This is a genomic window from Arsenicicoccus sp. oral taxon 190 (assembly GCF_001189535.1).
GTDB lineage: Bacteria > Actinomycetota > Actinomycetes > Actinomycetales > Dermatophilaceae > Arsenicicoccus.
Map to the genome: position 1 here is coordinate 1,325,850 of NZ_CP012070.1, position 18,431 is coordinate 1,344,280.

General features: G+C 72.8%; 17 protein-coding genes and 1 riboswitch. Of the genes, 11 read left to right on the forward strand and 6 right to left on the reverse strand.

The features are described 5' to 3' along the window. Window positions 1-41 precede the first annotated feature (41 nt). Window positions 42-3,581, forward strand: coding sequence for a DEAD/DEAH box helicase (locus tag ADJ73_RS06265; RefSeq protein WP_156188142.1), 3,540 nt, complete (start codon window positions 42-44; stop codon window positions 3,579-3,581). Window positions 3,582-3,611: 30 nt separating this feature from the next. Here the strand turns inward: ADJ73_RS06265 and ADJ73_RS06270 are convergent, their stop codons facing one another. Next, the gene (locus ADJ73_RS06270) at window positions 3,612-4,283 is read right to left on the reverse strand and encodes a DNA alkylation repair protein (protein ID WP_253272681.1); all 672 of its coding nucleotides are present in this window, start codon (window positions 4,281-4,283) and stop codon (window positions 3,612-3,614) included. Window positions 4,284-4,524: 241 nt separating this feature from the next. On the opposite strand from ADJ73_RS06270, the gene ADJ73_RS06275 reads away from it, so the two are divergent. Further along, window positions 4,525-5,301, forward strand: coding sequence for a DUF4328 domain-containing protein (locus ADJ73_RS06275; RefSeq protein WP_050347554.1), 777 nt, complete (start codon window positions 4,525-4,527; stop codon window positions 5,299-5,301). An 87-nt stretch (window positions 5,302-5,388) separates the two neighbouring features. On the opposite strand, the gene ADJ73_RS06280 is transcribed toward ADJ73_RS06275, so the two are convergent. Together ADJ73_RS06280 and ADJ73_RS06285 are read right to left on the reverse strand one after the other, a co-directional pair. Further along, on the reverse strand, window positions 5,389-6,678 hold the full coding sequence (locus ADJ73_RS06280) for a citrate synthase (RefSeq protein WP_050347555.1): 1,290 nt from the start codon (window positions 6,676-6,678) through the stop codon (window positions 5,389-5,391). A gap of 157 nt (window positions 6,679-6,835) precedes the next feature. Continuing rightward, complete coding sequence (locus tag ADJ73_RS06285) at window positions 6,836-7,681, reverse strand: alpha/beta fold hydrolase (protein WP_050347556.1); 846 nt, start codon at window positions 7,679-7,681, stop codon at window positions 6,836-6,838. 61 nt (window positions 7,682-7,742) lie between these two features. On the opposite strand from ADJ73_RS06285, the gene ADJ73_RS06290 reads away from it, so the two are divergent. Together ADJ73_RS06290 and ADJ73_RS06295 are read left to right on the forward strand one after the other, a co-directional pair. After that, window positions 7,743-8,213, forward strand: a complete 471-nt coding sequence (locus tag ADJ73_RS06290; RefSeq protein ID WP_050347557.1) for a DUF6328 family protein — start codon at window positions 7,743-7,745, stop codon at window positions 8,211-8,213. A gap of 103 nt (window positions 8,214-8,316) precedes the next feature. Further along, window positions 8,317-8,862 carry a YceI family protein gene (locus ADJ73_RS06295; RefSeq protein WP_050347558.1) on the forward strand — a complete coding sequence of 182 codons (546 nt, stop codon included), beginning with the start codon at window positions 8,317-8,319 and terminating at the stop codon, window positions 8,860-8,862. A 170-nt stretch (window positions 8,863-9,032) separates the two neighbouring features. Here the strand turns inward: ADJ73_RS06295 and ADJ73_RS06300 are convergent, their stop codons facing one another. Further along, window positions 9,033-9,902, reverse strand: a complete 870-nt coding sequence (locus ADJ73_RS06300; RefSeq protein WP_050347559.1) for an aldo/keto reductase — start codon at window positions 9,900-9,902, stop codon at window positions 9,033-9,035. Window positions 9,903-9,963: 61 nt separating this feature from the next. Between ADJ73_RS06300 and ADJ73_RS06305 the strand changes: the two genes are divergently transcribed. Continuing rightward, the gene (locus tag ADJ73_RS06305; RefSeq protein ID WP_050347560.1) at window positions 9,964-10,761 is read left to right on the forward strand and encodes a PIG-L deacetylase family protein; all 798 of its coding nucleotides are present in this window, start codon (window positions 9,964-9,966) and stop codon (window positions 10,759-10,761) included. A gap of 27 nt (window positions 10,762-10,788) precedes the next feature. Here ADJ73_RS06305 and ADJ73_RS06310 read toward each other — a convergent pair whose 3' ends face one another. Beyond that, the gene (locus tag ADJ73_RS06310; RefSeq protein ID WP_050347561.1) at window positions 10,789-12,738 is read right to left on the reverse strand and encodes a hypothetical protein; all 1,950 of its coding nucleotides are present in this window, start codon (window positions 12,736-12,738) and stop codon (window positions 10,789-10,791) included. 113 nt (window positions 12,739-12,851) lie between these two features. Between ADJ73_RS06310 and ADJ73_RS06315 the strand changes: the two genes are divergently transcribed. Beyond that, window positions 12,852-13,223: a hypothetical protein gene (locus ADJ73_RS06315; protein WP_050347562.1), complete on the forward strand. Its 372-nt coding sequence runs from the start codon at window positions 12,852-12,854 to the stop codon at window positions 13,221-13,223. Between the two features lie 43 nt (window positions 13,224-13,266). On the opposite strand, the gene ADJ73_RS06320 is transcribed toward ADJ73_RS06315, so the two are convergent. After that, window positions 13,267-13,806 (reverse strand): SRPBCC domain-containing protein, encoded by a 540-nt coding sequence (locus ADJ73_RS06320; protein ID WP_050347563.1) that lies wholly within the window; start codon window positions 13,804-13,806, stop codon window positions 13,267-13,269. A 209-nt stretch (window positions 13,807-14,015) separates the two neighbouring features. Here ADJ73_RS06320 and ADJ73_RS06325 point away from each other — a divergent pair, with 209 nt between their 5' ends. From ADJ73_RS06325 to metB, 5 genes are all read left to right on the forward strand, one after another. Next, window positions 14,016-14,231 (forward strand): hypothetical protein, encoded by a 216-nt coding sequence (locus tag ADJ73_RS06325; protein ID WP_050347564.1) that lies wholly within the window; start codon window positions 14,016-14,018, stop codon window positions 14,229-14,231. Between the two features lie 56 nt (window positions 14,232-14,287). Further along, window positions 14,288-15,571: an FUSC family protein gene (locus ADJ73_RS06330; RefSeq protein WP_050347565.1), complete on the forward strand. Its 1,284-nt coding sequence runs from the start codon at window positions 14,288-14,290 to the stop codon at window positions 15,569-15,571. Between the two features lie 82 nt (window positions 15,572-15,653). After that, the gene (locus ADJ73_RS06335) at window positions 15,654-16,262 is read left to right on the forward strand and encodes a hypothetical protein (protein ID WP_050347566.1); all 609 of its coding nucleotides are present in this window, start codon (window positions 15,654-15,656) and stop codon (window positions 16,260-16,262) included. 40 nt (window positions 16,263-16,302) lie between these two features. Next, entirely contained in the window at window positions 16,303-16,740 is a 438-nt protein-coding gene (locus ADJ73_RS06340) for a DUF6918 family protein (RefSeq protein ID WP_050347567.1), read from the forward strand. 110 nt (window positions 16,741-16,850) lie between these two features. Further along, window positions 16,851-16,969: riboswitch (SAM riboswitch) on the forward strand. An 84-nt stretch (window positions 16,970-17,053) separates the two neighbouring features. Then, window positions 17,054-18,223, forward strand: coding sequence for a cystathionine gamma-synthase (gene metB / locus ADJ73_RS06345; RefSeq protein WP_050347568.1), 1,170 nt, complete (start codon window positions 17,054-17,056; stop codon window positions 18,221-18,223). Window positions 18,224-18,431 lie beyond the last annotated feature (208 nt).

Consider the following 18,431-nt stretch of genomic DNA (forward strand, 5'->3'; position numbering starts at 1 on the left):
GGCCCTAAAGTGGACCCGTCCGAGCGGAAGAGGTGGTCGGGGTGGTCCAGCTGGTGCAGGCGGCGCGCCTGACCGACCTCGACGTGCCCATGCTGCGGCGGCTGGTCGGCGCCGGCACCGTCGAGCGTGGCGAGGCCTACGTGCGCCGCGACCGGGTGCTCGACATCGTCCCGTCCGGCGACCGCCGGCGCCTGCACGGCACCGTCGAGGGCTCCCGCGCCAAGCCGTATGCCGCCTGGGCCGAGCTGCGCGACCACCCCTCGCGGCCCGGCCACTCCACGTGGTCCTCGTCGTGCACCTGCCCGGTGGGCGGCGACTGCAAGCACGTCGTGGCCCTCGTGCTCGAGGCGCGCCGGCGCGACGCCGAGGACCTCGCCCGCTCCGGGGCCGTGGAGCAGCACGACGGCCACTGGTGGCGAGGGATGCCCCCGATGGGGCGCCAGGGCTGGCGGGCCGCGCTCGGCGAGGTGGCCGACGACGCCCTGACCCCGGTCGCGCTGCAGCTGACCGTCACGGCCCCGAGCCGCCGGCAGCCGCAGGCCGCCCCCACGATCACGCTGACCCCGATGGTGCAGGGCGTGCGGGGGTGGATCCGCACCGGCATCAGCTGGACCGGCATCGACCCGCGCCACTTCGGGTCCGTCAAGGCTGCCGTCGACCCGCTGCAGGAGCAGGTGCTGCAGGAGATGGTGGCGGCGGTGCGCGCGCGCAGCGCCTACGGCTACGCCGCCGTCGAGCGGGTGGGGCTCGCCGACCTCGGGGGCAAGGCCGTCGCGCTGCTGCACGACGCCCGGTCCGCCGGGATCACACTGGTCGACGAGCGGCACGACCCGGTCGAGCTGCTGGACGAGCCGGCGAGGTTCGAGCTGAGCGTGGAGCCCGCCCCCGAGGGTGGCGACGTCCTGCTGCGCCCCCGGCTCATGCTGCCCGAGGCGCTGCACGAGCGGAGCACCGAGCCGATCGGGCTGCCCGCGGCCGGGCTCTTCAGCGTCCCCGACCCCGAGCACCCCGGGAGCCCGCTGCTCGTCGCCGCCATCGACCCCCCGCTCGGCCGGGTCGAGGAGTCGCTGCTGCGCGAGGGCACCGTGCGGGTTCCCGAGGCGGAGTGGGCCGACTTCGTGCTCGAGCAGCTCCCCGGGCTCCGGCGTCGACTGCGCGTCGTGGTCGACCCCTCCCTGCAGGTCGAGACCCGGGCGGTGCCACGGCTGCTCGTCACCGTCACCCCCCACGCGCACCACCGGACCGAGCTGGACCTGGGCTGGCGCTACGACGTCGCGGGTCAGCACGTGGACGTGCACCCGCTGCAGCGGGTCGCGGGCGTGGGGCGTGACGACCGGTCCACGGGCATCGAGCGTGGCGACCGGGTCTCGGGCGGCCGCGCCGGCGCAGACCGGGTGCGCGACGTCGACGCCGAGCAGCTGATCCTGCAGCGCCTCGCGCCGCTGCTGCGGCCCGTCGTGGCGCCGGCGGCACCCCCGGGCTGGCCCTGGGAGCAGGCGCGCCGCGTGACCCTCGACCCGGCCGGCACGATCGCCCTCGCCGGCGTCCTGCCGACGCTGGACGACGACCCCGACGTGGTGGTCGTGCAGGCCTCGGCCCTGCCGGACTACGTCGAGGCCACCGAGGCACCGGTGGTGCGGCTCGGTCTGGACGACGCAGGCTCCGACCGCCGCGCCGCGGGCCGTGATGCCGCCGACCGTGATGGCGCCGATCGTGATGCCGCAGGTCGCCGAGCCGCGGGCCGGGACGAGGCGGGGGCGCGAGGCGGCATACCGGCTGGCATGTCGGCTGACGTCGCGGGCGGCGCCGGCTCCGTCGAGGGCCGGCGGGGCACCGACTGGTTCGACCTGGACGTGTCCGTGACCGTCGGCGAGGAGGAGGTGCCGCTGCGCGAGCTGATCGTCGCGCTCGCCACCCACCAGGAGGTCCTCGTCCTCCCGTCCGGCACCTGGCTGCGGCTCGACGACGAGCGCCTCGGCGCGCTCGCGGCGCTGCTGCGCGAGGCTGCCGACCTGCGGGAGGGCGACGACGGCACGCTGCGCCTCAGCGCCGTGCACGCCGGGCTGTGGGACGAGCTCGTCGAGCTCGGGGTGGTCGATCGGCAGAGCGCGCGCTGGCAGCGGACCGTCGACGCGCTCCGCGGCCTGTCCGGCGAGGCGCGCCCGGTGCCCATGGGGCTGCGGGCGACGCTGCGGCCCTACCAGCACGACGGCTACCAGTGGCTGTCGCTGCTCTGGGAGGCCCGGCTCGGCGGGATCCTCGCCGACGACATGGGCCTCGGCAAGACCCTGCAGACCCTCGCGATGGCACTGCGCGCCAAGGAGGTCGGGGACCTGAGCGACCCGCTGCTGATCGTGGCGCCCACCAGCGTCGTCGGCACCTGGGCCGCCGAGGCCGCACGCTTCACCCCCGACCTGCGGGTCGTCACCGTCGGCAGCACCTTGCGGCGCAGCGGCGACACGCTCGAGGCGGTGGTGGGGGACGCCGACGTGGTCGTGACGTCATACGCCCTGGCCCGGCTCGACGAGGCGGCCTACCTGGGGCGCCGCTGGGGCGGGGTGGTGCTGGACGAGGCGCAGTTCGTCAAGAACCACCAGGCCAAGACCTACCAGGTGGTGCGGCGGCTCGACGCGGGGACGAAGCTCGCGATCACCGGCACCCCGCTCGAGAACTCCCTGATGGACCTGTGGTCGCTGCTGTCCGTGACGGCGCCCGGTCTCTACCCGCGGCCCAAGGACTTCCGCGACGACTACGTCAAGCCCATCGAGGCGGGCGAGGGCGCCGAGCTGCTCGCGACGCTGCGCCGCCGGATCCGCCCGCTGATGATGCGGCGCACCAAGGAGCAGGTCGCCCGCGAGCTGCCCCCCAAGCAGGAGCAGGTCGTGGCCGTGCCGCTGCACCCGCGCCACCGGGCCATCTACGACCGGCACCTGCAGCGCGAGCGGCAGCGGCTGCTCGGGCTGCTCGACGAGGACTTCACCCGGCACCGCATCGCGATCCTGCGCGCCCTCACGGCGCTGCGCCAGCTGGCGCTGCACCCCGCCCTGGTCGACCCCGAGCACGCCGGCACCGCCGAGAGCGCCAAGGTGGACCTGCTGGTCGAGCACCTGCGCGAGCTCGCCTCGGAGGGACACCGGGCGCTGGTGTTCAGCCAGTTCACGGGGTTCCTGCGGCTGGTCCGGGAGCGGTTGGCGCGCGAGGGGATCGAGCACAGCTACCTCGACGGCCGCACCCGTGACCGGACCCGGCGGATCGAGGAGTTCCGGGCAGGGGAGCAGACCGCCTTCCTGATCTCGCTCAAGGCCGGCGGGTTCGGGCTGACGCTGACCGAGGCCGACTACGTCTACGTCCTCGACCCGTGGTGGAACCCCGCCGCCGAGGCCCAGGCCATCGACCGCACCCACCGCATCGGGCAGGACCAGCCGGTCAACGTCTACCGGCTGGTGTCGCAGGACACGATCGAGGACAAGGTCGTGGCGCTGCAGCAGCGCAAGCGTGAGCTCTTCGCGCAGGTCGTCGACGACGGCGAGGCGTTGTCGGGCGCCGTGACCGCGGACGACATCCGGGGTCTCCTGGGCTGAGCCCACCCTCGGGCGACGCGGCCCGCTCGTCTACCGGGGACGGGGGCGGGGACTGTGCGAGGAGGGGACTGCGAGCCAGCGGCGGCGCTGCTCGGGATCGTGCTTCTCGACGGCCGTGCGCAGGGTGACGCGCGGCAGCCGGTGGGCGTGCTCCTCGAGGAAGGCGTCGAGCCGCGCCCGGTCGCGTCCGCCGACCTCCCGCATCATCCAGCCACAGGCCTTGTGGACCAGCTCGTGCGGGTCGTCGGCCAGCAGGGCGCACAGCTGCAGCGTGTCCGTCACGACCCCGGCGCGGATCAGGCCAAAGCTGCCGACGACCGCCAGCCGCCTCTCCCACACCACCGCCGACGCGGCGAGCCGCTGCAGCACCGGACGGTCCTGCGGGTGGTCCACCAGCCACGCCCCCAGCACGTATGGCGCCACGGAGTCGACGAGGTCCCAGTTGTCCAGCCGCGGGCCGCTACGGACGAGCAGGTCGACGGCCGTCCGGCGTTCGTCGTCGCTGCGGGCCCGCCGGTAGCGCTCGACCAGCAGCAGGGCCGCCACCAGGCGAACCTCGTGCCACGGGTCGTCGAGCAGCGCCTCGACCGTGCCGAGCGTCGCGTCGCGGTGCCGGCGCACCACCTGGCGCGCCTCCGGGACGCTCACCCCGAGGAACCGGTCGCCCTCCGCGTAGCCGCCCGGCACCGCCTGGAAGAACACCGCCTTGCCGGCAGCCCGGTCGGGGTGCGCCAGGGCCCGGACGGCCTCGGCGATGCGCTCCGCCTCCGCCCGGTCGGCGTGGCGTGGACGTGCCTCGGCATGGTCCGCGGGGGCCGGGGTCGCGGCCTACGGCCTGGTATGGGTGCCGGGCTCGAGGTCAGGGTGAGGGTCCACGCCACGCCGTCCTCGCGGGTCTCGTCAAATGGGCACCGCAGGGGCGTCCACCGATCACACTGTGTGCATGTCGACGTCGCCATCGTCCCCCGACCAGCCGCTGCGATCCAGTCCTCAGGGATGGTTCGCCGCGCCCCCGCAGGGGCCGCCGCTGCCCCAGGGCTTCGCCACGCTGGCCAAGGCCCTGTCCGCACTGATCGCCGTGAGCGCGCTGGCCGAGCTCGCGACCGCTGCCGCGGGGATGCGCAGCTTCGCCCTGCTCGGCGAGGTGGGGTCGGGGCGGGCCGGGCTCGAGGACGACCTCGCCACCGCCGACCGCCTGGCCACGCCGCTGCTGCTGCTGTCGATGCTCCTCCTCCTCGCGGCCGGCATCGTGTGGCTGGTGTGGCAGCACCGCCTGGCGAGCAGCTCCCGTGTCGACCGGCGCGAGCTGCGGCGCTCTCCCGGCTGGCACGTGGGCTCGTGGTTCATCCCCGTCGTGAGCCTGTGGTTGCCCTACCAGAACGTCGCCGACCTGCACCGCGGGCTGGGGGCGTTCTCCTCGCGGGAGCAGCGGCCGCCGCTGCTGCCGTGGTGGCTCGCGTGGATCGGTGGCTCCGTCCTGGGCTGGGTCTCCAACGTCCTGAGCAACCGCGCCGACGGCCTCGCCGAGGGCGGTCACGCCGAGGACGCCGTCTCGCTGCTGCGGTCCTCCCTCGCGCTCGACCTGGGGGCCGCCCTGCTCACCGGCCTCGCCGCGGTGCTCGCGATCATGGTCGTGCGCAACCTGACGGCGCGTGCCACCCGCCCCGCCGACACCCCGTGGACCAGCCCCGACACGACGGTGCCGCCCCCGCCGACCTGACGCCCCCGCGATCGTGGTCCCTTTTGGCGCTCAGGCGACCAAAAGGGACCACGATCGCGGGAGAAGCGGGGGAAGGAGGAAGGGGCGTCAGCTGCGCTGGTCGCGCGGCACCCAGTGCTGGTCGGTCGGGCCGACGTAGATCTGCCGCGGCCGGTAGATCCGACCCTTGGGGTCGTCGTGGATCTCCTTCCAGTTGGCGATCCAGCCGGGCATGCGACCGATCGCGAACATCACCGTGAACATGTTGGTCGGCAGGCCCATCGCACGCAGGATGATGCCGCTGTAGAAGTCGACGTTGGGGTAGAGCTTGCGCTCCACGAAGTAGTCGTCGGACAGTGCCGCCTCGGCCAGCTCGCCCGCGATGTCGAGCAGCGGGTCCTCGATCTGCAGCTCCTTGAGCATGTCTTCGGCGGCGGCGCGCAGGATCTTGGAGCGCGGGTCGAAGTTGCGGTAGACGCGGTGCCCGAAGCCCATGAGCTTCACGCCGTCTTCCTTGTTCTTGACCTTCTTGACGTACTCCGAGACCGGGATCTGCTGGTCCTTGATCTGCTGCAGCATGTCGATGACCGCGACGTTGGCGCCGCCGTGCAGCGGGCCCCACAGCGCGCAGACGCCGGCCGAGCAGGAGGCGAACATGTTGGCCTCGGACGACGCGACCATGCGGACCGTCGAGGTGGAGCAGTTCTGCTCGTGGTCGGCGTGCAGCAGCAGGAAGAGGTTGAGCGCCCGCGACACCGCCGGCGTCGGCTCGTAGTCCTTGTAGGGCTTGGAGAACATCATGTGGAGGAAGTTCTCGGCGTACCGCAGGTCGTAGCGGGGGTAGACGATGGGCTCGCCGACGCTGGACTTGTAGGCGGCGGCCGCGATGGTGCGGACCTTGGACATGAGGACGGCGGCGGCCTTCTCGATGGACTCGTCGTCGTCGGCCTCCCAAACCTCCGGGTCGTGCGCCGACAGGGTGTTGATCATGGCGGACAGGATCGCCATAGGGTGGGCGTTGGTGGGGTAGCCGTCGAAGTGCTTCTTCATGTTCTCGTCGAGCATCGAGTGCTCGGTGAGCATCCCGGCGAACCGGTCGCGGTCGGCGGTCGTCGGCAGCTTGCCGAAGATCACCAGCCACGCGGCCTCGATGAAGCTGGACTTCTCCGCGAGCTCCTCGATCGGGATGCCGCGGTAGCGCAGGATCCCCTGCTCCCCGTCGATGTAGGTGATGGCGGACCTGCACGAACCGGTGTTGCCGTAGCCGTCGTCCAGCGTGATGAAGCCCGTGTCAGAGCGGAGCTTGCTGATGTCGATGCCGAGCTCGTGCTCGGTGCCCTCCACGACGGGCAGGTCGTAGGACTTGCCGTCGAGCTCCAGGCGGGCGGTGTGGCTCATGCGGGACCCCTTCTTCGCGGTGACTGCGCTATCCACGATCACTCTACGAGCGTTGGCGGATGGCTGCAGTGGTGCGCAGGTGCGCTGCGCGCAGCGGCCGTATGCCGCGCCCGGCGGCTGTGACGATCGCCACGTCGGGGCGCCCCGACCGCCGTGGTCAGTGGGCGGCGAGCCAGGGATCGACCAGGGCGTGGAAGGCCTCGCCCCGCGTCCGCCGCACGCAGTGGTCGGCGTCGTCGACGACGGCGACCTGCAGGTGGCGGTTGCCGAGGCTCGCGATCTCGGCCTGCACGGCGGCGTCGATGATGACGTCGCGGGTGCCGGTCACGACGAGGGTGGGCACCTGGAGCGACGCGGCGATGCGCTGCCACGGCTCGGTGAGGACGGCCCGCGTGGTCGCGAGGTAGTCGACGTCGCAGTCGGCCTTGGCCTGCGCCCACGGCACGAGCTCGCACTCCGGCCACGTCGGGTTGCGGGTGCGCCCCTCGGCGACGAGCCCGGCGAGGTCCTCGCGGGCCCGGCGGGTCTCGACGATCCGCCCCTGGGCGGCCTTGCGGGCTCGCGGGGTGTCCTGGTCGGGGCCTCCGTCGAACCACACCGGGTCCTCCAGCACCACCCCCCGCACCGCGTCCGGCATCCGCGCCGCGAGAGCGGCCGCCATGCCACCGCCCATGGAGTGGCCAGCGAGCAGCAGCGGGGTGCCGTCGACGTCGACGAGGTGGGACAGCAGGCCGCGCAGCGCGTCATACGCGCACTCCATGGGATCGGGGGAGGCGAGCTCGGCCGCGGTGAAGCGACGGGACCGGCCGTGCCCCAGCTGGTCGGGCGCGATCACGACGTGGCGCGACCCCCACCGGCGCGCGGCGTCCTCCCAGGAGGGGCCGCTGTCGGTGAGGCCGTGCAGGAGCAGCAGGCGAGACGAGCCCGGCGGGGCGTCGCCCGCCCAGGTGTGCACCGCGAGCCCGGTGCGGTCCGTCGTGGTGATCCAGGGTGTGGCGACCATGGGTTCACGGTATGTGCTGGTCGGGTCGACCGACAGGTGGGTCGACGGGAGAGGGGAAGGCATGGACAGGAAGCGCGACGAGACGGCCGCCGAGCGGATGGATCGCAACTGGAACGAGCTGCTGCAGGAGCTGCGGGTGATCCAGACGGGCATCCAGGTGCTGGCGGGCTTCTTGATCACGCTGCCCTTCCAGCAGCGGTTCGCGACGCTCGAGGACGCCCAGCGGCACCTCTACCTGGTGGTGGTGTCGCTCGCGCTGCTCGCGGTGGTGCTGCTGCTGACCCCGGTCGTGGTGCACCGGGCGCTCTTCCGGCACGGGGTGAAGGACACGGTGGTCCAGCTGGGGTCGCGGCTGACGGCGGCGGGTTTCGTGGCGCTGGGGCTGACGCTGGTGGGCACGGGGGTGCTCATCGCGTGGGTGGTGACGGGGTCGGTGGGCGGCATGGTCGGCGGTGGCCTCGCAATGGTCGTCCTCGCGCTCCTGTGGGGGCTGGTGCCGCTGCTGGCGCACCGCGTCGTCAAGCACGGCTGAGCGCTCCGCCGCGCCCCGGCGGGCGAGGTGCTGGTTGACAACGGGAATGATCGGAGTATCGTTGTAGTTGAACATTCAACCAACACGATCCAGGAGAGTCGCCATGACCACGCTCACCCAGCTCGACGGCACCTACGTCATCGACCCCGTCCACAGCCAGCTCGGCTTCGTCGCCCGCCACGCCATGGTCACCAAGGTTCGCGGCTCCTTCACCGAGTGGCAGGGCCAGGCCTCCACGCGCCCCGGCCTCGACGACGCGCAGATCGAGCTCACGGCCCAGATGGCCAGCATCGACACCCGCAACGCCGACCGCGACGGCCACCTCAAGACCGGCGACTTCTTCGCCGTCGAGGAGCACCCGACCCTGACCTTCCGCTCCACCTCCGTCGAGGCCGCGGACGAGGACTCGCTGCGCGTCACCGGCGACCTGACCATCAAGGGCGTCACCAAGCCGGTCACCATCGACTTCGAGTACCAGGGCGCCGCCAAGGACCCCTTCGGCAACGAGCGCATCGGCTTCGAGGGCGCGACCACGATCAACCGCCAGGACTTCGGCATCACCTTCAACGCCGCCCTGGAGACCGGCGGAGTGCTGGTCTCGGACAAGATCCAGCTCGAGCTCGAGGTCTCCGCGATCAAGCAGGCCTGACCGCCGTCCCAGCACGTATGCCGCGAGGCGCCTCCCCGGTGACGGGTCGGCGCCTCGCGGCGTCGCGTCCCGGCGCCCGGCGTGGCCGCAGAGTGGTCACACATCCCGCGCCAGCGGCATCCAGGCGTCGTGGGCGCGACCACTCTGGCGCGGGACGGGCCGAGGTCAGGTCACATCTCCTCGTGGCTGTCCGGGTCGGCGCCGAAGAGGCGGCCGTCGGGGCGGCCGAGAGCCGTGATCGCCGCCATCTCCTGCTCGCTCAGCTCGAAGCCGAAGATGTCGAGGTTGCTGCGCTGCCGCTCCGGGGCCGCCGACTTGGGCAGCGGCACCGCCCCGAGCTGCACGTGCCAGCGCAGGATCACCTGCGCCGGGGTGACGCCGTGGGCCTCGGCGGCGCCGGTGACCGCGGGCGACCCGATGGGGCCGTCGGCGTCGGCCCGGCCGAGCGGGCTCCAGGACTCGGTGCGGATGCCCAGCCGCTCGTGCACCGCCAGCATCTCGGTCTGGGGGAAGGCCGGGTGCAGCTCGATCTGGTTGACGGCGGGCGTGATGCCCGTCAGCTCGATGACCCGTTGCAGGTGGGCCTCGGTGAAGTTGGAGACCCCGATCGAGCGCGTCAGCCCGCGCTCCTGCACCTCGACGAGCGCCTGCCAGGCGTCGACAAACCTGTCGACCGAGGGGTTGGGCCAATGGATCAGGACCAGGTCGAGGTGGTCCAGGCCGAGGCGGTGCAGGGAGTCCTCGACGGACCGCACGCACAGGTCGTGCTCGTGGAACCTCCCCGGCACCTTGGTCGTGACCACGATCTCGTCCCGGGGCACCCCCGCCCGCCGGACCGCCTCGCCGACCTCGGTCTCGTTGTCGTAGTTGACCGCCGAGTCCACGATCCGGTAGCCCACCTGGAGGGCGCTGGTGACGGCCTCGACCCCCTCCACCCCCCGCAGCGGGTAGGTGCCGAAGCCGATCAGGGGCAGCTCGGTCCCGTCGTTGAGCGTGCAGGTCGGTGCGGTGGGTGTCGTCGGTGTGGTCGGTGTGCTCATGCCTCGCTCCTCGGTCGCTACGTCGTCACCGGCTGCCGTGCCGTCCGTCACACTGGATCCCATGGCAACCGTCGTGTACCTGCATGCCCACCCCGACGACGAGGCATCCCAGACGTCCGGATCGATGGCGCGGGCCTCGCGCGAGGGGCACCGGGTGGTGGTCGTCTACGGCACCAACGGCGACCACGGGGAGGTGCCGGCGGACCTTGCGCCGGGGGACACGGTCGTGACCTACCGGCGGCGTGAGGCGGAGGCGTCCGCGCAGGTCACGGGGACCGCGCGGGTCGCGTGGCTCGGCTATGCCGACTCCGGCATGAGCGGGTGGGAGCAGAACTCCGCGGCCGACGCGTTCGCGCTCGCCGACCTCGACGAGGCGGCCGGGCGGCTCGCGGCGATCCTCGACGAGGAGGACGCCGCCGTGCTCGTCGGCTACGACTGGCACGGTGGCTACGGCCACCCCGACCACGTCAAGGTCCACCACGTGGCGCACCGTGCGGCGGAGCTCGCCGCGCGCCGGCCCCGGCTGCTCGAGTCCACGATGAACCGTGACCACATGCGTCGGCAGTTCGCCGCCGCGCGGGAGGCGGGCATGCCGATGGACTGGGACCCCGACCAGCCGATGGACGACGGCAACCCCTTCGGGACGCCCGAGGCCGAGATCCACTGGCGGGTGGACGTCTCGGACCTGGTCGAGACCAAGCGCGCCGCGCTCGCGTGCCACCGCTCCCAGGCGACCGACATCGAGATGTTCCTGGCGATGCCGGTCGAGGTCTTCGCGGCCGGCTTCGGGCAGGAGTGGTACCTCGAGCCGGGGCGGCCTCCGGGCCTGGTCGACGGGTGGTGGCTCGACCCGGCCTGAGCAGGGCCGACCCCACGATCGGGTGGCTCAGCCTCCGACGTGGATGCGGGGACGCCGGTCCGGGTCGGGCTCGGCGAGCCGCAGGATCTCGTGGGTCAGCGGCGGGATGTCTCCCTCGCCGCCCGACAGGAACCTCATGACGTTGTCCATGGGGTCCCGCTCGCTCCACTCGAAGTAGGCGTGGGGCGGCTCGGGCATCAGGTCGCGCACGTAGAGCAGGAAGGCGGCCAGCACGTTGGAGACCGACGTGCCGGAGCAGCGCAGGATCTGGTGGTCGCCGGCCCGGCCCGCGGTAACCTGCACGGGCGACGCGAAGTCGCTGGCGTCGCTGATCCGCACCTCGAGGAAGACCACCTGCTCGTCGGGGGCGATGTGGTTGCGGTCCCGGACGATGCGCTCCTTCTCGTCATACTCCTCGACGTCGCCGGCCTGCATCTTGTTGGCGATGAAGCGGATCGGCTGGCGGCCGATGGCGGCGCGGGCCAGCACGACGTCGGCCGCGTCGTCGATCTCCACGCCCGCCACCCGCAGCTCCGTGCTGCGCCAGATCCGCGAGACCAGGCTGACGATCATCACCATGGCGACGAAGACCAGCGCGATGATGAGTCCGCCCAGGTGCTTGGTGATGGTGACCGCGAAGGTGTAGACGAAGATCGCGCTGATCACCGCGAAGAACGCCGCGAGCCCCGTGTGCCGGCGGCGCAGCTCGGTCAGGAAGACCGCCACCGCGGCGGAGGTCATCAGCGCGAGGACACCGGTGGCGTAGGCGCCGGCCTGGCCGTCCACGTCGGCCTCGAAGAGCACCGTCACCAGGGCCGCGACGGCCGTGAAGACGCAGACCAGGGGCCGCGTGGACCGGGCCCAGTCCGGCGCCATGCCGTAGCGCGGCAGGTAGCGGGGCACGATGTTGAGCAGCCCGGCCATGGCCGAGGCGCCGGCGAACCACAGGATGCCGACGGTGATGGCGTCGTAGGCCGTGCCGAAACCGTCCCCGAGGCGCTGGTGGGCCAGGTAGGCGAGGGCGCGCCCGTTGGCGGCGCCGCCGGGTTTGAACTCGGTCGCGGGGATGAGCACGGTGGTGACGAAGGAGGAGCCGAGCAGCGCCACGCTCATGATGCTCGCGGCGACGGTCAGGAGCTTCTTGGCGTTGCGGATGCGGCCGCGCGGCTTGGCGCGGGTGTCACCCGGCTCGCCCTGGATCAGCGGCATCACCACCACGCCGGTCTCGAAGCCGGACAGGCCGAGCGCCAGCGCCGGGAAGACCAGCAGCGCAGCCCCGAGGATGCCGAACGGCGCCGCGTGGGTGGACGTCATGGCGGCGCCCCAGTCGCTGACGAGCTGCGGGTTGGCGATGATCGCGCGGAGGCCGTCGACGATGACCACGGCGCTCAGCGCGAGGTAGACGCCGACCAGACCGACCGCGACGCCGATGGCCTCCGAGAACCCCTTGAGGAACACCGCGCCGAGGAAGAGCAGCAGCAGCAGCGTGACGGCGACCTCGTGCCCCTTCAGCGTCTGGTGCAGGAAGGGGTTCTCGATGAGGTGGGCGCTGGCGTCGGCGGCGGACAGCGTGATCGTGATGATGAAGCCGGTCGCCACGAAGCCGAGCAGGGTGAGCACGAGCAGCTTGCTCGGCCAGTAGGCCAGCAGCTTCTGCAGCATGGACAGGGAGCCGTCGCCGTGCGGACTCTCCTCGGCCACCTTGCGATACATCGGCAGGGCGCCGAAGAGCGTGATGAGGACCAGCACCAGGGTGGCGACCGGGGCGATGGCGCCCGCGGCGAGCGCCGCGATGCCCGGCTGGTAGCCGAGCGTCGAGAAGTAGTCCACGCCGGTGAGGCACATGACCTTCCACCAGGGGTGGACGTCGTCCTGGCGGATGGCGTCGTTCTCGCGCTCGTAGAAGCCCCCCGGGTCAGCCTTCTCGGCGTCGAGGAACCATCGCCGGAAGGCTGATCGAGCCCGGGTCGCAGTCACGAGCGAACAGCGTAGGGCCGAAGGTTCCCGGTTGGGGGAGCAACCGGCGACAAGACCCTGGGCGGGTCGCGCCACGGGCGGGCGGTTTGGGTGGATCTGGCTAGGCTGTGAGCATGACCGACCTCGCCCGGGCCGTGCGGGAGTGCCTCGAGATCGAGGGTGCCCTGGGAGCCGCGCTGGTGGACGTGCACAGCGGCATGGCCCTGGAGACGGCGGGGGAGCCGGCCACGGTCAACCTCGACGTGGCGGCGGCGGGCAACTCCGCCGTCGTCCAGGCCAAGCTCCGCACCATGACGGACCTGGGCCTGGACGACGAGATCGAGGACATCCTGATCACCCTGGGCCGGCAGTACCACATGATCCGGCCCATCTCGAGCCGCGAGGGGCGGGGGCTCTTCCTCTACCTCGTGCTCGACAAGACCGAGGCCGACCTGGACGCCGCGCGGTCCCGGCTCGCGGTGATCGAGCGCGAGGTCCAGCTCTGAGCCAGGGCCGAGGCAGCGGCGGCCCGCCATACGCCGCCTGGCGTCAGTGCTGCTGCTGGGCGAAGAGGACGTCGTAGCCGTCGCGCAGCTGCTCCCAGCCGTAGCGACCCGCCTCGCTGCCCACCGGCCGGTGCACGTCGTGGCCGGCGGCGCGGGCCTCGAGCCCGGCCAGGCACAGGTGCCAGCCCGCCGCCAGCGAGCTGGCCTCGGTGGCGTCGGAGAGCACCTGCCGCAGCGTGACCCGGGTGCCGTCGGCGGTGCCGGTGAGGCTCCACGACAGGACGTCCTGGCCCCACCGGTGCATCAGCTCGCGCGGGGGCTCGGCGAGGAGCACCTCGGCGTCGACGGGCTCGGCGTCGGGCGTCTCGCGGGAGGTGGCCGGACCGACCTGGTCCAGGCGGCGGTCGGCCACGATCGGGGACCAGCCGGCGCTGAGCTCGGGGTCGCAGATCAGATCCCAGGCGCGGGCGCGGTCGACGGGCAGGTCGTGCACCATCGTCAGGGTGGCCTCGCCCTGGTGCAGGGACAGCGTCGCGTCGACGGTGCGCGACTCGACATAGCTGGTGAGCAGGTCGTTGACCATGGTTCCTCCGAGGTGGGGCGGGCGGGATCCCATTGTGCCGTGCCGGCCACCTCCCCCGACGCGGCCCGCACATCCGTGGGTGCAGCTGCGGCGTTCGGGCTGCGCGGCGGGTGCGTCATGGCTCACGATGGTGCGGACGGCGCTGGACAGCGCGGGCACCTCGGGCACACTGTGACCCACACGGTTACTTACCAGTAGGGAGAGCTCTCATGGGCAGGTACGACATCTCGACCACCACGATCGGCCAGCTGCTCAAGGATCCGGAGGCGGTGGCCATCCTCGACAAGTACGCCCCGGGCCTGACCTCCCACCCGATGATCGGGATGGCCAAGGGCATGAAGGCCGAGAAGGCGATGAAGATGGCCTCCGGCAAGATCCCCCAGGACCGCCTGGACACGATCGTCAGCGAGATCAGCGCCCTGTGACCGCGGGGGAGCCGGGTCTCCCCCCACGAGCCGGCCGGGCGTGACAACCTGGCCGTATGCCGTCCTCCGCCCCGCCTGACGGACGCCTCGCGTCCCGGCTGTCCCGGTGGACCGCCCGGTGGTCGCGGTGGGCGTGGCCCGGCGCGCCCACCCGGTGGCGCGACGTCCCGCGCCGGCTGCGCCCCACGGTCATGCACACCGGGCGCCTCACGGTCGCGGGGGTGCTCGCCTACCTCCTGACGCTGGTCCTGACCGACGGCCCGGTCGACCTCACGGGGGCCCTCACCGCGCTGCTGGTGTGCCAGGCGTCGGCGCTGTCATCGGTGCGCATGGGCCTGGTCCGGGTGGGGGCGGTGCTCACCGGTGTGATCGTCGCGGTGACGGTGTCCAGCTGGGTCGGCCTCAACTGGTGGTCGCTCGGCATCGCCATCGGCACCTCGCTGCTGCTGGCCAAGGTCTTCCGGCTGGGGGACCAGGCGCTGGAGACGCCGATCTCGGCGATGCTCATCCTGTCCGCGGGTGGCCAGGAGATCGCCGTCGAGACGCGCCTCGTCACGACCCTCATCGGGGCGGCGGTGGGGATCGGGATCAACCTGGCCTTCCCGCCGACGATCCCGACGCGCGCCGCGATCTCGTCGGTGCGGTGGGTGGCGCTCGAGCTGGGAGAGTGCCTGGACCGGGTCGCGGAGAGCCTCGCGCTGGCGCCGCTCGTGAGGGGCGACGTCGAGGAGTGGCTGGACTCGGTCCGGGCGGTGAGCGGCCGCGTGGCTCGGGCGTCCTCGCTGGTCCAGTCGGTCAAGGACGCCCGCAAGCTCAACCCCCGCGCGTTGACGAGCCGCACCATCGAGCCGCCGCTGCGGACCGGTCTGGACCGCCTCGAGCAGTGCCAGCTGGCGCTGCGCAGCCTCCTGCTGCTCATGGCGGAGAGCGCGCCGTCCAGCCCGACGCCGGACGACGGCTACGGCGAGGAGGTGCGGATCGTCTTCAGCGTCGTCATGTCCGACGTGGCGACGAGCGTGCGGGCGTTCGGGGACCTGGTGGCCGCCGAGGCGCGCGGCGAGGTGGCCGAGATGGAGGAGACGCTCGAGCAGGCGCTCGAGGCGCTCGGAGAGACCCGGGCGGTGCTGACCGAGCTGATGATGGTCGACCCCGCCACCCAGACCGGCCGCTGGATGCTGCGGGGCAGCATCCTCGCCGGGGTGGAGCAGATCCTGGCCCTGCTGGCGGTCGGGGTGCGCCGCCGCGAGCGGGAGCGCTGGCACGCCACGGCCCCGTCGCGCCGGTTGCCGCCGCTGCGTCGGGACGCGCTGCCCGACTGGCGCTCCCGGCCCGACCGCTGACGGCAGGCTCGCTCCGGCCCCGCAGGTCGGTGGGCAGCCGTCTCGACAGGCGAGCGGCGGCGCCGGTCGATACCGTCGCACCATGGTCCCCACCGACGACGCCGAGCGCCGCCGACGCGCCCACCGTCGTGCCGTGGAGCGCTCCCGCCGGGGTCACCCGGTCGGGCGGGAGCTGCCGGGCCAGGTGCCGCCGCCGGTGCTGGGGCGGCTGGAGGACGTCGTCGCGACCGGGGGGCCGCTCGACCTGCTGCTCGAGCTGTCGGCGCTGCTCGACGAGGTGGCGCACGGCCCGGGAGAGCTGGACGTGCGATGGCTGGTGCAGGTGCTGGTCGACCAGGAGACCGCGGCGACGACGCAGTGCCTCGCCGTGCTCGCGGCCCTGGTCGAGGACGACGTGCTGCGGGCGCGGGTGCGCCGCGAGCTGCGCGTGCGCCTCGACCCGCTGCCGGACTGGCTCGCCCGGCTGGACACCCTCGCCACGGTCTCCGAGCAGTCGCCGGGTGGGCTGCTGGTCGAGCTGCGGCTGCCGCGAGGGGTCCGGCCGGTCGCCCTGCTCCACGCCCGCACGGACGCCGAGGGACGCGTCGTCGACGGGGTGGTGCTGCCCTCCGGGCCGTTGTCGGCGTGGCCGTCGTGCGGGCCGCTGCTGCGGTGGGCCGCGCGGGTCGCAGCGCCCGGCGCCAGTGCCTAGATTGGTGGCGCTCACCCCCTCTGCCGTCGAAAGGTCTGCCATGTCCACCACCCTGACCGAGTCCCTCGTCGATCCGTCCCGCCGCGACCTGGCCGTCGACACCCTCGTCGGGGTCATCGACGCCGAGGTCGCCGGCAAGAAGGGGATCGGTGGGACTGTGATCAAGACCGCCTACTCGGCCGTCAAGAAGGTCAACGACGGCATTGTCCGGCGGGCGGTCAACGGCATGCTCCCCGACATGGCGCACTCGCTGCAGCCGCTCTGGGACGGGCGGGGCACCACGAGCTTCGGCGCGCACCTCGCTGCCCACGACGACCAGGCCGCCGACGCCCTCCTCGCCGTCGCGGACGCCCGCGCCGCCAACCCCCGCCACGCCGCGGTCGCCCGGATCTACAACGGGGTCCGGCCCAAGGCCAAGCAGCACGTCGTGGCCGCGCTCCCGCGCCTGGGCACCGCCGTGGAGACCCTCGTCTCCTGACGAGCGAGCCGTCGAAGTCGGACGCAGGCCCCTGATCGCTCGCCGAGACGGGGCCTGCCCGCCATGTGGACGACTAGAGGTCTAGCCCTCGGCCCGCCCTAGGGTGCACTCATCCATCACGACCGGCTGAGGGACAGGCCCGACGACGCCGGGGCAACCTCCCGCGGGGCAACCCGTGGGGATGGTGCCACGTCCTGCGGGGGCCTCGCGGCCCACCGGAAGATGGGTCGAGACGCCGGCGCGCTCGCCATACGCTCGATGAATCGTCCACCGCAGGTCTGGTCCGCTCGAGACGACTGCGAAAGGCGACACCATGACCGAGCTCTCCCGGCTGACCCGGGCCATCCGTGCCGGGCTGGAGTCCGACCCGGCGCACGGTGCCGTGGTCCCTCCGATCTACCTGTCGAGCAACTACACCTTCGAGAGCTTCGGCACGCCGCGCCGCTACGACTACACCCGGTCCGGCAACCCGACGCGCGACCAGCTCGGCGACGCGCTGGCCACCCTCGAGGGCGGCGCTGGCGGCGTCATCACCGCGACCGGCATGGGTGCGATCACCGTCGTCGTGTCGGCGCTGCTGTCGCCGGGGCAGCGGATCGTCATCCCCCACGACTGCTACGGCGGGTCGTGGCGGCTCTTCGACACCCTGTCGCGCAAGGGCGCCTTCGAGCTGGTGACGGTCGACTACACCGACGCGGCGCAGGTCGAGGCCGCGCTGGGCGCCGACCAGGCGCCGACGGTGGTGTGGATCGAGACGCCGTCCAACCCGCTGCTGCGCATCACCGACGTCCGCGCCGTCGCCCGGCGGGCGCACGAGGTGGGGGCGGTCGTGGTCGCCGACAACACCTTCCTGTCGCCGCTGCTGTGCCGGCCGCTGGAGCTGGGCTGCGACGTCGTCGTGCACTCCACCACGAAGTACGTCAACGGCCACTCCGACGTCGTCGGCGGAGCCGTGATCGGCGGGACCGAGGAGCTGCACGAGCAGCTCGCCTGGTGGGCCAACGTGCTCGGCCTGACCGGGAGCCCGTTCGACAGCTACCAGACGCTGCGGGGGCTGCGGACCCTGCACACCCGCATGAAGGCCCACGAGGACAACGCCCGCGCCGTGGCCGAGCTGATCGCCGCCCACCCGGCCGCGTCCGCCACCTACTACCCGGGCCTGCCGGACCACCCGGGGCACGAGCTCGCGGCCTCGCAGCAGGACGGGTTCGGGGCGATCGTGTCGCTGGAGCTCGCGGGCGGTGAGCCGGCGGTGCGGGCCTTCCTGGACGGCCTGCAGTGCTTCTCGCTGGCGGAGTCCCTCGGCGGGGTCGAGTCGCTCGTCGTCCACCCGCCGACCATGACGCACGCGTCGATGACCCCCGAGGCGCGGGTCGTGGCCGGCATCAAGGACAACCTGCTGCGCCTGTCGATCGGCATCGAGGCCACCGAGGACCTGGTCGCGGACGTGCAGGCCGCGCTCGACCGGGCCGCCGCAGCCTGAGCTATCGCCCTCCCCACCCCCCTCCCCGCTCCCCGCGATCGTGGACCCTTTTGGTCGCCTGAGAGCACAAACGGACCACGATCGGGGGTAGGGGAGCGGAGGGGGCGGGGGAGGGAGGGGCCGTATGGCGCACCGCGGCGCCGCAGCACCAGGACGGCATCGCGGCGGACCGTCACCCCCTGGGCTGTCCGTGTGACGATCTAGGCTG